The organism is Butyricimonas synergistica DSM 23225, from assembly GCF_000379665.1.
Lineage (GTDB): Bacteria > Bacteroidota > Bacteroidia > Bacteroidales > Marinifilaceae > Butyricimonas > Butyricimonas synergistica.
On the sequence record NZ_KB903360.1, the window covers coordinates 754527 to 768129 of the forward strand.

11 protein-coding genes are annotated in these 13603 nt (G+C 46.3%); 9 read left to right on the forward strand and 2 right to left on the reverse strand.

Annotation, left to right across the window (positions count from 1 at the left end; translation table 11 throughout):
- The first annotated feature begins 73 nt into the window (after positions 1–73).
- Complete coding sequence (locus A3CY_RS0111525) at positions 74–619, forward strand: RNA polymerase sigma factor (protein WP_018338078.1); 546 nt, start codon at positions 74–76, stop codon at positions 617–619.
- Here A3CY_RS0111525 and A3CY_RS0111530 read toward each other — a convergent pair.
- Both A3CY_RS0111530 and A3CY_RS20900 read right to left on the reverse strand, forming a co-directional pair.
- Positions 616–1008: a hypothetical protein gene (locus A3CY_RS0111530; protein WP_018338079.1), complete on the reverse strand. Its 393-nt coding sequence runs from the start codon at positions 1006–1008 to the stop codon at positions 616–618. The two genes, A3CY_RS0111525 and A3CY_RS0111530, sit on opposite strands and share 4 nt — an antisense overlap.
- Before the next feature lie 35 nt (positions 1009–1043).
- Positions 1044–1211: a type II toxin-antitoxin system HicA family toxin gene (locus A3CY_RS20900; RefSeq protein ID WP_394330661.1), complete on the reverse strand. Its 168-nt coding sequence runs from the start codon at positions 1209–1211 to the stop codon at positions 1044–1046.
- A 178-nt stretch (positions 1212–1389) separates the two neighbouring features.
- On the opposite strand from A3CY_RS20900, the gene A3CY_RS0111540 reads away from it, so the two are divergent.
- The 8 genes from A3CY_RS0111540 to A3CY_RS0111580 all read left to right on the forward strand — a co-directional run bounded on the left by A3CY_RS0111540 (position 1390) and on the right by A3CY_RS0111580 (position 13594).
- A complete protein-coding gene (locus A3CY_RS0111540) occupies positions 1390–2568 on the forward strand; it encodes a FecR family protein (protein WP_018338080.1) in 1179 nt (392 codons plus the stop codon).
- A gap of 89 nt (positions 2569–2657) precedes the next feature.
- The gene (locus tag A3CY_RS0111545) at positions 2658–6143 is read left to right on the forward strand and encodes a SusC/RagA family TonB-linked outer membrane protein (protein ID WP_018338081.1); all 3486 of its coding nucleotides are present in this window, start codon (positions 2658–2660) and stop codon (positions 6141–6143) included.
- Between the two features lie 19 nt (positions 6144–6162).
- A complete protein-coding gene (locus A3CY_RS0111550) occupies positions 6163–8127 on the forward strand; it encodes a RagB/SusD family nutrient uptake outer membrane protein (RefSeq protein WP_026207586.1) in 1965 nt (654 codons plus the stop codon).
- 41 nt (positions 8128–8168) lie between these two features.
- Positions 8169–9575: a DUF4959 domain-containing protein gene (locus A3CY_RS0111555; RefSeq protein ID WP_018338083.1), complete on the forward strand. Its 1407-nt coding sequence runs from the start codon at positions 8169–8171 to the stop codon at positions 9573–9575.
- A 19-nt stretch (positions 9576–9594) separates the two neighbouring features.
- A complete protein-coding gene (locus A3CY_RS0111560) occupies positions 9595–11289 on the forward strand; it encodes a DUF4998 domain-containing protein (protein WP_169503628.1) in 1695 nt (564 codons plus the stop codon).
- 182 nt (positions 11290–11471) lie between these two features.
- Positions 11472–12092: a hypothetical protein gene (locus A3CY_RS0111570; RefSeq protein ID WP_018338085.1), complete on the forward strand. Its 621-nt coding sequence runs from the start codon at positions 11472–11474 to the stop codon at positions 12090–12092.
- 30 nt (positions 12093–12122) lie between these two features.
- Complete coding sequence (locus A3CY_RS0111575; protein ID WP_018338086.1) at positions 12123–12788, forward strand: hypothetical protein; 666 nt, start codon at positions 12123–12125, stop codon at positions 12786–12788.
- A 218-nt stretch (positions 12789–13006) separates the two neighbouring features.
- Positions 13007–13594 carry a hypothetical protein gene (locus tag A3CY_RS0111580; RefSeq protein WP_155828281.1) on the forward strand — a complete coding sequence of 196 codons (588 nt, stop codon included), beginning with the start codon at positions 13007–13009 and terminating at the stop codon, positions 13592–13594.
- The last annotated feature ends 9 nt before the right edge of the window (positions 13595–13603 follow it).

A 13603-nucleotide genomic window follows, 5' to 3' on the forward strand; every position in this document is an offset into this window, starting at 1 on the left:
ACTATAAAATTGGAAGCTTTTATTTAACTTTGAAAGGTCAATAATTTATACACGCGTGTGAGTTTTTTAATTTATGCAGGTTGATGATAAGTTGATATGTCGTTTTTTGGGCGAACACGATCACCGGGGGATGGAGGTCTTGTTTGAATATTATTATCGACCGTTGGTGCTGTGGGCGGATACGTTTTTGTGTGACATCCCTGCCGCGGAGGACGTGGTACAGGATTTTCTCGTGGATTTCTGGGAGAAACGGGCTTACGAGAGGATCACGTCGGGTAGTCTTCGGGGATACCTTTTCGCGGCAGTGAGGAATAGGGCGTTGAAGCTGTTGGAAAAGAGGGATGTCTTGCGGGAGTCGGACAAGGTATTGCCCGTGTTGGCGGACGAGAGCGACGCGGGTTGGCTTACGGAGGAGATATTGCAGGCTGTCGAGGAGGAGATCGAGAAATTGCCCCCGCGCATGAGGGAGGTTTTGAGGGCGGTGTATATCGACGGATTGAGCTACCGGGAAACAGCTGAAAAATTTGTTATTTCTATTGCCACGGTTAAAACGCTTCTAGTAAATGCATTAAAACGACTTCGGGAAGTTTTTTCTAATTTTCCTCGATTTTTCCCCTAAAGCAAGCTAATAGAGGATAACTCTTTCGTCAAAGCTTTTATTCCTTGTTGTATCTTTTCTAACTGTTGTTTGCGAGGTTTGTGTACTCCGGCTGCATAGTGCCATAATTGGCGTTCGTTTATTCCAGTTATTCGGCTTAATGCGGCTTTCGTGAAAATACTACTATAGTAATTGATAAAAGTTGCCGCATCTATTTTGAAATTCAACTCGAATTCTCCAGAAAGAATATCAATCGGATTTGGGTTGTCTTCAAGATATAACTCGATAGCTTCACGGGTATTATTTTCGATCTCAGTCATGTTATTGCCTACTATTATGATCGGTGCGCCTTCTATATATGCGCTCAAGTTCTTTCCTGCATGTTCGACAATTACTTCTACCGTTTTCATGTTTTCTGTGTTTAATTATTTTAGCCCTGCTTGCTTCAAAATGTTGTAATAAGTACCTTTTTTACGCCTTTGCTATTATGATTTGGAACGATGACCGTCTTCCCTGCTTTTTCAAATTTCATGTGACTTCCTTTCTGGCTTTTTAAAATGAAACCGTTTTCTTGTAGCATCGTTATTACGTCTTTTACTGATTTATAGCTCATGGCCTCTCAGGCTTGATTACGATACAAATATAGTAAAAATATGAATATAATTCAAAGATTTGTTCGTGTTTTTACTATGATTTATAAAGAAGTTATTTTTTCCGATTTTTTTTTCATGATTTGAATCAACCGTTTTATCATTTTTCCGGTCTATGGGGTAAGAAATTGATATGATAGAATGGAAAGAGAATCTCAAATTACCGAATCCGAGTTATTGGATTTTTTTAATGGCAAGCTTTCTGCCACGGAAGAGAAGGAGGTTTTAGAATGGAAAGAGGCTTGTGACGAGAATCGCAGGGTATTTAATACTGTGCGGAAGGAGAATCTCGTGATGCGGCAGGTTGTGCGGGCACAGTTGATCAAGGGGGATTACTCTTCGATACGGGGACGTATTGGTGGGAAAAGACGCCGGTCATTCAAGTTGTGGCACGGGGTGGCGGCTGCCGCGGTGGTTGCCGCGGTTGTGTCTTCGGTCGTGCTATGGCAGGATGATGCCGTTGACAAGAGTAAAACGATGGCTTCTATCGGTTCGCCCGCCCGCAAGGCTATACTGGAGATGGCAAATGGTGGGCAGCATTACTTGGGCGGTCGCGAGATCGAGTTTAAGGAGCGGGATGGAGCGCAAGTGGCGATCAGCAGCGGTAAGGTCGTGTACGATAAAAAATTGGAGGAGAACGCGGGGGAAGAAAAAGAGGATGTACTGGTTTATGATAGGATCACGATACCCCGGGGTGCCGGGTTGTACCGGATATCGCTGAATGACGGTAGCGTGGTGTGGCTAAATTCGGACAGTCGGTTGGAATACCCGGAAAAGTTTGCGAGGGGCGAACGGAGGGTGCGTGTTACGGGAGAGGCGTTTTTCGAGGTGGCGCGGGATACGGTGCGACCGTTTGTCGTGGAAACGGTGCGACAGTCGGTGACGGTGCTGGGGACGAAGTTTAACGTGTCGGCTTACCCGTCAGAGCCGGAGTTGACGACGCTGGCAGCCGGGAAGGTGAAGGTAGTCCCTATCCACGGGACGGAGGCAGTGGTGCTTTCCCCGGGGGAACAGTCCGTTCTGGGCGTTGGTGCCGATAGTTTGCGAGTATGCCAGGTAAACGTGAGTGACGTGGTGGCGTGGAAAGATGGGATGATCAGTATCGAGAATATGGCGTTGAGCGAAGTCCTGAAAGTCGTTTCGCGTGCTTACGACGTGGATTTCGTGACGGAGTCTTTGCCCGGGGAAGACATTATCCTGCGGGGGAGTATTTCGAGTGACGAGACGCTGGAGGTGTTTCTTGCCGTGTTGGGTAAAGTGGCAGATGTTAAATTTAAAATGAATGCCGATGGGAAAATAGAAGTTCAGAAACTAGAGTAAAAAAGAGAGAGAATTCAAGGAATTCTCCCGCTTACGTGTGTAACGTCTGTTGGTAGCAGACGATATCTTATTAATTCAAAAACAAATGTATGAAAAAAAAATCTAATCACGCCATTTTTCGGGTGGGAATTCGGAAATGGAGCAAGATTGTTTTAGCAAATTTTATTTTGATGTTGTTGTCGTGCGCTGTCGTGTACGCGCAAAATGATTCTTTGCGGCAACAGAAAATTTCGGCCAAGTATCGTAACAATACCATCTTGGAAGTACTTGAGGATTTGAAGGCCAAAACGGGATATACTTTTGTGCACAAGCAAAATGATATATCCGATGAGATCAAGATCACGGAAACTTTCACGAACGCGACGTTGGACGAGGTGTTGAAGAAGGTGCTTGTGGCTCACGGGTATGATTACTCGATAGAGGGTAAGGTAATCGTGGTGAAGAAAAAAGCGAAAGAGGAGCAAGCCCAGGAAGTGAATTTGCTGAAAGTCAGCGGTCGAATCGTGGACGAGAAAGGTAATCCCGTGGCCGGGGCGACCATCGTGATCGTGGGAACGACGCAAGGGGTGGCTTCCGATGCGGAAGGGCATTATGCTATTGCCGCCAAGTCGGACGACGTGTTACGGGTATCTTTCATCGGGTATGAAACGAAAGTGGTTGAAATCAAGGGGAAGGACAAGTTGAATGTCCGCTTGAATCCCACCGAGGAGAACCTGGAGGAGGTGACCGTTGTGGCATTCGGCGAGCAAAAGAAAGAGAGCGTGGTTTCATCCATTACTACCGTTCGCCCGATGGACTTGAAATCGTCCAGCAGCGACCTGACTTCCAGTTTTGCCGGGAAAATAGCCGGTATCATCGGTTGGCAGACGGGAGGTGCCCCGGGTGCGTTGACCGAGGAGGAGATGAACACGAAATTCTACATCCGCGGTATCAGTTCATCCAACGGGGTGTCCGAGCCTTTGGTGTTGATCGACGGGGTGGAATCTTCCCGTTTGGATTTGGCGCGTATGGCTCCGGAGGATATCGAGAGTTTCTCCGTGTTGAAAGACGCTTCCGCCACGGCGATGTACGGTGCCCGCGGGGCGAACGGGGTAATCCTCGTGACCACGAAAAAAGGTGAAGCCGGGAGTGTGTACACCTCCGTGCGTTACGAGGCGGTGGCTTCCATGCCGACGGATAAAATTGAGGTGGTGGACCCGAAAACGTACATGTTGATGTACAACGAGGCGTTGATGACGCGTAATCCAAGCGCGACACCGGCTTATTCGTTGACAAAAATCGAGCGCACGGGCGATCCCAACTATCCTGCCTGGCTTTATCCCGCCAACGATTGGTACAAGATTTTGTTCAAGGATATGTCGATCAACCACCGCGTGGGAGTGAACGTGCGAGGGGGCTCCGAGTTGGTGCAATATTACGCTTCCGTGAATTACGTGAACGACCAGGGTATGTTGAAAACCGATAAATTGAACCAGTTCGACGTGAATATCAAGAATTCCACGCTTTCTTCCCGTTTGAACCTGAACGTGAACCTGAATGCCGGTATCCGTTTGCTGGCGAACACTTCTTTCTCCGTGGATAAATATTACGGACCGAGTGCGGATGTGCAAACGGCTTATGCGATGGCATTTAACGCTTCCCCCGTGAATTTCGCTCCCACTTACCCGGGGGATAAAGAGAATGGCTGGCCGCATATCCGCTTCGGGAATGTGGTTGGCGGTCCGGACAATGGCGTGGTGAATCCTTATGCTTCCATACAGGCGGGGTATAAAGAACGCGGGCGTTTTTCGTTGACCTCGCGGTTGGAATATATCCATAATTTGTCCTCTTTGGTAAAAGGTTTGGAGTTACGTGCCAGCGTGTCGTACTCGAATTCCAATTATTTCCAGGAAACTTACACGACTTCTCCTTTTTATTATGCTTGTAACCCAGAAAGTGGCGGGTACAATTTTGAAACGGGAGAGCATTTCTTGACTAATGTTAATGCTTCCCCGGGGCGCAGGACGTTGGAAAAACCGATGGGAGGAGGAAGTGGTCGTAGCATTTCAACCCAGTGGGTGTACGAGGGGAGGCTGTTACACACGGCGGCTTGGGGGGATCATCAAACCTCGCTGACCGCGGTCTTCCAGGCGCGGCAGGCAAACCACGCCCCAACTACCGATTTGTATGACGGTATAGAGAATCGTAATTTAAGTTTCTCCATGCGCGGCAGCTACGGTTATCTGGACCGCTATTTCGTGGAAGCCAGCTTCGGGTACAATGGTTCCGAACGTTTCACGAAAAACAACCGCATGGGCTTTTTCCCGTCCGTGGGCGGGGCTTGGATCGTGTCGAAAGAAAATTTCTTGCAAGGAGCGAGCAACGTGGTTTCCTTCCTGAAAGTGCGTGGGTCTTACGGGAAAGTGGGGAATGACGGTATCATCGCCACCCCGCGCTTCGTGTATATGCCACAGATCGGTAAGACGGATGTGGTGAATGCAGGGGTTTATCCGGATGCGGGAAACGATGAAAGTTTTTATCGGAAACAGATTAAGAACTACGGGGATCCGGACGTGAAATGGGAAATTTCCGAGCAGGTGAACGTGGGATTGGAGTCCCGTTTTTTCAAGGATGTGTTGGAATTGAATGTCGATATCTATCAAGAGATCCGGCATAATATTATCGCCAACCGTACTGTGATTCCCGCTAACATGGGGATTGAATTATACCCGTTGGATAACATGGGTAAAGTGCGCTCGCGGGGGATGGATTTGTCCGCGAAAGTGCAACACGCTTTTTCGCCTGACTTTTGGATTATCTTGAACGGGACCTTCACGTATAACAAGGCTGTTTACAAGGAGTTGGAAGAGGCAACCGACAAGCCTCGGTGGCAATGGAAGCGCGGTCACGAGATTTCGCAACAGGTGGGCTACATCGCCGAGGGCTTGTTCCACGACCAGGCGGAGATTGATAACTCCCCCTTGCAATCCACGGCTCAACCGGGAGATATCCGCTATCGCGACATCAACGGGGACGGCGTGATCGACGTGGAGGATGCCGTGCACATCGGTTTCCCGGAAACCCCGCGTATCATTTACGGGTTCAGCGGTTTCATCAACTACAAGAACTGGGAGTTCAATTTCGCGTTCCAAGGGTCCGGTAACCGGGGATTTTTCCTCAATCCTTCGGCGTTGTCGCCTTTCGTAAACGATCACGCCATGTTGAAAGAGATATACGATAGCCATTGGACGGAAAAGAACGTGAGCGAGCGTCCTTTCTGGCCCCGGCTCTCCACGCAGAGCATCACGGTCAACAATCCCCAGGAGGATTGGAGTAGCGTGAACAACGGGGATCGGAAATCGACCTATTTCATGCGCGAGTGTACCTTCTTGCGTTGTACGTCGCTGGAACTCGCCTATAATTTGCCCTCGAAATTGCGTTCGAAACTTCGGATGCAAAACGTGAAATTCTTTGCCCGGGCGAATAATCCCTTCATGTTCTCTAATTTCAAGTTATGGGACGTGGAGTTGGGAGAGGATGGTTTTAACTACCCGATACAGAAGACTTATGCCGTGGGCGTGAGCGTTAGTTTTTAATTTTAAAGAATACGACGATATGAAACATTTATTATCATCCGTTTTGTTGGCTCCGCTTTTCCTCTTTTCCGCTTGCGATAGCTGGTTGGACATCGTGCCGGAGGAAGACATGACCACCTTGGACACGGAGTTTGAAACACGCGAGGTGGCGGAAGATTGGTTGCGGAGTTGTTATATGTTTTTGCAGGACCCCGTGCCTTCTGTTGCGAGTAATGAAGCTTTCTTGGGTGCCGACGAGTTTGTTGCCGGCGATTACGTGAAATCGATCATTGATTATTATCAAAAACCGGTCTTTTCCGGGGTAATGATTGCCCAAGGCATGCAGAATTCGTTGGAGCCGTATAGCGACCGTTGGTCGAAAAAAGTAGGTACAACGACTTCGTTAGCGGGTAGAACGGATTACTACACGGCGATCAATATGTGTAATGTGTTTATCAGTAAAATAGACCAAGTGTATAATCTGGAAGCTGCCGAGAAGCGCGAGCGGAAAGGGGAGGTCATGGCGTTGAAGGCATACTACTATTTTGAACTGGTACGTCGTTACGGTCCGATCATTTTGGTGCCTGAGAATATCGACCCGAACGTGGATATCCAGTCGATGAAAGTTCCGCGTAGCCACGTGGATACCTGCTTCAACGCGATTGTTAAATTGTGCGACGAGGCGGCAGAACTGCTTTTCCCGTTGAACCAGAAGGAGTCGAGCCGGAGGGCTTATTTCGGCAAAGAGGCTGCTTTAGCGTTAAAAGCCCGCACGTTGGCGTACCAGGCTTCCGATTTATTTAACGGAAACCCCGATTACCGGGATTTCAAAAACAAGAACGGGGAACCCTTGTTTAGCACGACGAATGATCCCGAAAAATGGCGTCGGGCGGCCGAAGCGGCCCGGGAGGCGATAGAAGTTTGCCTGGAGAACGGGAAGAAGTTGGTTGACGGGCAAAGCGGGACAACCGATTTGTTAGGCTACATGAAGAATATCGAGGAATCGACAGCCACGTTTAACTTTTTTAGCGATGAGGCATTGCTGATGATCAAACCCTATGGAACATCCGGGGAATTTTATAATTATACCTTGCCTCGCACCCCGACGGGAGAGACTTATTTGCAGGGGGCTTGCATCAGCCCGAGCATGAAGATGGTGGAGATGTTCTACACGGATAACGGCTTGCCTATAGAACAGGATCCCACTTACGGGGGTGGAAATCCCTACCAGTTGGTGAAGGTGAGCGATCCGAAGTATAACGACGTGGTGATATTGGAAGAGGATATCCCTTACTTGCACACGCGCCGGGAGCCGCGTTTCTACGCGGATATCGCTGCCGACCGGACTTACTGGCAGTTGGGGTTGACCGCGAATCAAAAATACCGGGTAGAGGTGTACCAGGGAGAGGACTTCGGCTTGAAAGAAACTCGCTTGAACTCGTTGTTTCGTCAGAATATAACAGGTTATTTCCTGAAAAAATGGACCTATTCTTCCTGTGCCCTCCATAATTATGGAAACGACCTGCGTTCCCGGGGTATAAGGCCCTTCCCCGTGTTCCGCCTGGCAGAATTGTATTTGTTGGCGGCAGAGGCTTACAACGAGATCGACGATATGCCGAATGCCTACAAGTATTTGAATGTCGTTCGTGAACGTGCCGGAATCCCGGATGTGGAAGATTCTTGGGCGATGGCAAAGGATAAGAGTAAAGTGAAAGAGAAATCGGGTTTGCGCGAGATTATCCGCCGGGAGTGGAACATCGAGTTTGCGTTCGAGGGGATGCGTTTCTGGAACTTGCGTCGTTGGAAAACAGCCCACGTGGAGATGAACGACAAGCAGTACGGTTGGGTGGTCACGGGCAATGATGCCCAGAATTTCTACAACCATGGCAAAGGTCCGGTGATCGTGAAGAGTTCGAATAAGTTCGTGGCTCCGCGGGATTATTTTTGGCCGATCAATAGCCAGGAGATCATGAATTCCGGTTGCGTGCAGAATTTAGGGTGGTAAAATTTAATTGACGATTTCAGAATTATAAATCAAAAATAATTATGAGAAAGATATTATTCTTTATAGGTATATTGGTTGGTTTTCTCGCTTGCAAGGATGACGACGAGTTGCGTTTCGACGTGCCCGTGGAATTCCGTAAAGTGGAATTCCAGCCCGTCCCGGGAGGTGCGGTGATGAAATATTTCGTGAAAAGCCCCGAAGTGTACGGCGTGCGTGTTCGGTACCGCGACGCGTGGGGCGAGTTGCGTACCCGGGAGGGGTCGTACCTGGGGGATACCTTGTTATTGAACGGCTTCACGGAGGCGCGTCAAAATGTGCCTGCGCAAGTTTCTCTTTTCAATCGTTCCATGGTGGAGTCCGAGTCGGTCGAGATGACGTTCAACACGGAAAACTCTGCAACCGTGGCGTTGTTCGACGATTTGAAGGTACAAGAGTTCTGGGGAGGCTTCTCGGTTTCCTACACCGCGCCGGAAACGGTGACCGGTATGGTACACGTGTTCTACCTGGGAACAAATCCCTTGACCGGGAAACAGGACTCGATACTGGTGTCGAGTACCCCGATTAAGGCAGGAGGGGATACGCTAAACTTCGAGATGACACAGGTGATGGAGACCACGGATGTCATCGTGCGGACTGATGATTTCGACGGGAAACGCGTGAAGCTCCAGGTGTATGAAGATTTGCCTTGCCTTTCGATGGATACGTTGAAGTACGAGGAAGATTTCCTTTACGAGTTCGGGGGAAAAACGGTGACTCATGCAACCTACTCTTTTGGACAAGAATATTTGTTTGATGGAGACAAACAGGGAGTGAATTACCGCAGGAACAAGCTCGCGGGTGACAAGTTCAGGTATTGCACTTACGTGGTTGGTCCGAATGCTTTTTATAACGAGGAAAGCGGAGATGGTAACCGTTTTATCATCGACTTGAAGCAGGAGAAAGTGCCGGCTGCGGTTTCTCTCTATGCTTTTTTGAATTATCAAACGTTGTGGCCTCGAAATGCTGAAAATATGTCTGTTACATATCCGGATCTCTTGGCAGATGTATGGAACGGTTATTATTTTTCACATCTTCCGGCTAAGGCAAAGTTGTACGGCACGAATGATGATCCTAAAACGGTGGATCTCTCGTCATGCACGCTTCTTTACGAACTGGACGATGATGTGGATGATCTTAGGAGTTCTTGGGCAACCCGTACTGATTGTCTTGGAGGAGAGGGTGGTGCCGGCTGGCGGGAAGATTGGACAAAGGAAGACGAATCGTCCGTCTTGGTTGCTGAACCGGTCGTTTTGCGCATGTTATGTAATTACGAGGCGGGGAGAAAATTCCGTTACCTGATTTTGGTGGTCACGGATACTTATAATACGAGAAATTGGATGACTCCGGACATGAACGCTCGCGAGTACGTGACATTCAATGAAATGGAAGTGTGTGTAAAAGCGGAATAAATCGAAGAATACAGAAATGATGAAAAACAGATTATACTATATGGCATGGTTGTTCGCGGCTCTCTTCGCGGTGGGTTGCGAGGACCTGGAGGATACCTACGATGAGTTTAGCGGTGACGGGGTAATCCGTTACACGGGCAAGTGCTCGGGTTTGAATATCGACCCGGGCTGGGAGCGGTTGCGGGTTTCCTGGAAAGGGAATATCGACCCCGATATCGAGAAAGTGAAGATTGCTTACCAGTCGGAGCTTGATGCCGAGCCGCTGGTGGTTTACGTGACACCCAAGGATGTGCTGGCGGGTGATTTACGGGATACCATTTATCTTGAAAACTTGCAGGATGCCGTTTACGCCGTGAAAGTGAGCAACGTGGCTGCCGATGGCAAGGAATCGCTCGTGGAAAGCAATTACGGCCGTCCTTACACGGAAGTACACGAGGATTTGCGCTCCTTCACCCGCGGTATTGTCAATTTCTATCCGGTGAACGACAGGCTGGTGGTGACGTTGGACGGGAAAAATGCCAACCTGAAAGAGATTAACCTGAAATACTGGGGTACCGATAATAAAGAATATTCCTGGAATGTTCTTGAAAACATGGGGCGTGATATTCAATATATCGTGAACGACATCATGTTTATGTTGCCCGACGAGGACAAGAGCGTCGCCGGGAACGTGGGAATCGATTTCAGCAAACCGCTCACGGTGGAACGCCGGGGATTGCTCGCCGGGTGTATCGACACGATTAAATTTGATCCCGTCACCTTGTCGATGGAGGAGCGGGTATGGTCTTCCGGGTTTGTCAACGTGATGATGCACAAGTATGGCGTGGATTGGCAGAGCGAGGTGGACAACGTGAGGGTGCTCGAGTTGGATTACACTTTGTCGACCTTTCAGGATTTGTTCTATTTCCCGAACTTGGAAAAGGTGATCTTGGGTAAAAACCGTTACATGTTGCCCGGGCATCTGGAGAATTTGAGTACCACCGATCCCTACTTGGCATTGACGTCGTTGTACTACTTGAGCAAGACGCGCGGGGTGGAAGTGGAATGTTATAATCAGCACTACCTTTTTGCCGATTATTACGGAATGTCGTATATCGACCTTTTGTCGGTGGGGGAGCCCGGGTATCCGGAGTGGGGAGTTCCCGCTACCCCGGCAAAAATCGATATGAATTGGTTGACCGAGAAAGGATGCGGGAATTTGAGCGAGATGCCGGAAATCGTGCCGGTGGACACGAAAGGTTGGGAATTGACCTGCTCGGACACCATGTACAATGGTGACAAGAAAAACGGGGTGGCTTGCCTCTTGGACAATGATCCCTCTACTGTTTTTGAGCCGGGGTCGGATTTCAGCTTGTTCACGGTGATCGTGAATATCGACATGAAGGAGTTGCAACCCCTTCACGGCTTCAAGTTCGTGCAGGCAAACACGGGCTCAACGGACACGGAGAAAGAATTGAAATATTTGCTCTCTTCCTTGAAAATAGAGGTTTCCGCTAACGGCTATAGCTGGGAAAAGGCCACTTTCGACGAGGGCGGGGTTACCCTTGGGAACGCTATCGGTGAAACCACCTTCATCGAAATCCCGCTTGATAAGCGCGAAGACGTGCGATATATCCGTTTGAGCATGAATACGAAAGTCGTGGACGTGACAACCAGCGGGATGCCTATTTATAGCCTTCGCATCGGCGATTTGATCCCCTATACCTATCGATAATTTCACTATTGCGAACTTCCCCGCTTCGGCGGGGAGGTTCAACTTTACTCTTAAATAATAAAGTGATGAGTAAATTTAAGTTTTTGCAGTTGTTTCTTGTATTTTTTCTTCTTGTAGGTTGTGCCGGAGAAACGTGGAATATGGGGGAAGAAAGTATTTAAGAAAGTAATAAAACTTAGAGTATGAAATATTTTATATTATTATTTGTGTTTATGCTATTTTCTAGCATATCGTTTTCTCAAAATCAAGGAGAAACGAGAAGTGACATTGTCAAGGGTAAGAAATCCGGAGAAATCATTAAAGGTAAGAACGTGGCTTATAGAGTTTTGAAAGATGATATTTACTATATGATTAAAAATGTTGTTATACAGGATACTCTCTGGTATCATTTTGACGGGAAACTTGCTCCAAAGAAAATGCGAGAACAAATAAGAGAGATCGTGTACAAGCATATTAAAATGGAAGATTTGAGTTTATCTTACAAGGAATTTGAGGAATATGGATTTCTTGCTATCAGTTTTATTTTGAATAAAGAATTGAAAGTGGAAAAGATCATGTTTTTTTTAGAACATGGAGAGTTTTTGCGAGGTAATGATGAACGTGATTTTTGGATAACTCTTTCCATGGATCTCTATTCTGAGATAGAAAAAGAGATCATGGAAATGAATCCTTTAATAGAAGAGGCTGATAAGGAATGGATTCGTGAAATGGATTTTACAAATGGCTCGTTCTTATACGTTAAGATTAGTTATAAAGGTCTCCTTGAGGCTTTGAATGCTAAGGAATCTGAGACGAAGGAATGATGTAATATACTAACTGCGAATCTACTATAAATGATGAAAAACGTGTTGTTATTTTTTGTTCTGTTATTTTTAGGGATACAACTGGATGCTCAAGAAAAGCCCTTTAAGAATTTTTACGTGCAACAGGGACAGTATGATGTGTTGTTTATATTGCCTTTGGATTTCGAGCAAAAATTTGAAATTTTGAAAGAAGAGTTTTTAACGCACGATTGCCATCGTCTTCGAGATTCATTGCAATTGACAGATAGTCTAAAATATTGGTTCGGTGAACATATTTATCTTGGAGATATACCCTGTGACGAGATAATTCCCGATTCTTTCAAACAAAAGTTGCGGGAATACGAGAGTAAGATAAAGGGAGGAGCTTCGGCATATTTTTTCGTGGATGCCTTGGTGAATAATGACGGTAAAATACTTTCCGTTTATTTTAGAATAAACGGGTATATATTGGATTTGCTACAGGAAGAAGATTTACAGGCGATTTATGATAGTATTATATGCTTGGAATTTAATGCTAATGAGATAGAATTTTCACGAGTTAATCATACGTTGGTAAAAAAATACATCAGCATAACAAGGGATTCTGATATGAATGAGTTAGAACGATTGGCTCTTTACAAAAGAATGGTAAAAAAAGAGAAAATGCCATGTCGTTATGGTGTGGTAACATGTTTTTCCATGAATATCTTTAATTGAAATGTGCTATGTGTAGAATTGTCATTGTTATATGTTTCATTTTGGGGTTATGTAGCTGTGCGCGGGAAATGTTGTCTGAAGATACATCATTTTAAATAGAGGAAGAGATCGTAATGTATGAGGGGGATGTTGCTTTTAGTTTTGGGGATATTTTACAACTACCGGATTCGAAAAATCCAAATTATAGGAATTCAATAAATGTACTCAATAGAATAAAAATGGCTTTGAATTTATCATATAATCAATATTGGTTTTTAATAAAGACAGCAAATGAGGGATTATTTTATAAAAATTCTATATTGAGAAAATTGGGATACCAATTGGCTCAGAAAAAGCGACCTATAGTTCGACTTAAATTTGCAACTTATCCTGATTTTGAAAAAGATTTTCCAGGGCGGGATGCTATTTATGATGCTTCATCGCAAACAGTATTGTTAAAAAAAGAGGAGAATATTTTTTCGGATAGGATAATTCTCCATGAATTTTGGCATGTGGTTCAGTGTGAATTAGCTGGGATAAAAATGACAGATAAAAATGAAGCTCACATGGAATTTGAGGTGATGGTTCTTTGTGATGTGATTCAAACTATGATAACGGGGAATGTAGTTACTAGCATAAAAACTTATACATATATGAGTTTGGTGAGTCGTTTAGTAAATTTATCAGGGCATATAGACCCGGGCGTTGAATCTCAAGTTTTGGCTGATTATAATGAAGTTTACGAAAATTGGGCTAGAGAAAATTCCTTCTCGGAACCAGATAATTATAATCCGGGGGCTTTGTTCTGTTTTTTGAGTATATTTTAATTTACGGAG

Excerpts from the sequence above, each read along its gene's own strand:
- A3CY_RS0111560 (WP_169503628.1), top strand. The coding sequence starts at position 9,595 with ATGAAAAACAGATTATACTATATGGCATGGTTGTTCGCGGCTCTCTTC.
- A3CY_RS0111530 (WP_018338079.1), bottom strand. The coding sequence starts at position 1,008 with ATGAAAACGGTAGAAGTAATTGTCGAACATGCAGGAAAGAACTTGAGC.
- A3CY_RS0111580 (WP_155828281.1), top strand. The coding sequence starts at position 13,007 with ATGGCTTTGAATTTATCATATAATCAATATTGGTTTTTAATAAAGACA.
- A3CY_RS0111545 (WP_018338081.1), top strand. The coding sequence starts at position 2,658 with ATGAAAAAAAAATCTAATCACGCCATTTTTCGGGTGGGAATTCGGAAA.
- A3CY_RS20900 (WP_394330661.1), bottom strand. The coding sequence starts at position 1,211 with ATGAGCTATAAATCAGTAAAAGACGTAATAACGATGCTACAAGAAAAC.
- A3CY_RS0111525 (WP_018338078.1), top strand. The coding sequence starts at position 74 with ATGCAGGTTGATGATAAGTTGATATGTCGTTTTTTGGGCGAACACGAT.
- A3CY_RS0111570 (WP_018338085.1), top strand. The coding sequence starts at position 11,472 with ATGAAATATTTTATATTATTATTTGTGTTTATGCTATTTTCTAGCATA.
- A3CY_RS0111550 (WP_026207586.1), top strand. The coding sequence starts at position 6,163 with ATGAAACATTTATTATCATCCGTTTTGTTGGCTCCGCTTTTCCTCTTT.
- A3CY_RS0111555 (WP_018338083.1), top strand. The coding sequence starts at position 8,169 with ATGAGAAAGATATTATTCTTTATAGGTATATTGGTTGGTTTTCTCGCT.
- A3CY_RS0111575 (WP_018338086.1), top strand. The coding sequence starts at position 12,123 with ATGATGAAAAACGTGTTGTTATTTTTTGTTCTGTTATTTTTAGGGATA.
- A3CY_RS0111540 (WP_018338080.1), top strand. The coding sequence starts at position 1,390 with ATGGAAAGAGAATCTCAAATTACCGAATCCGAGTTATTGGATTTTTTT.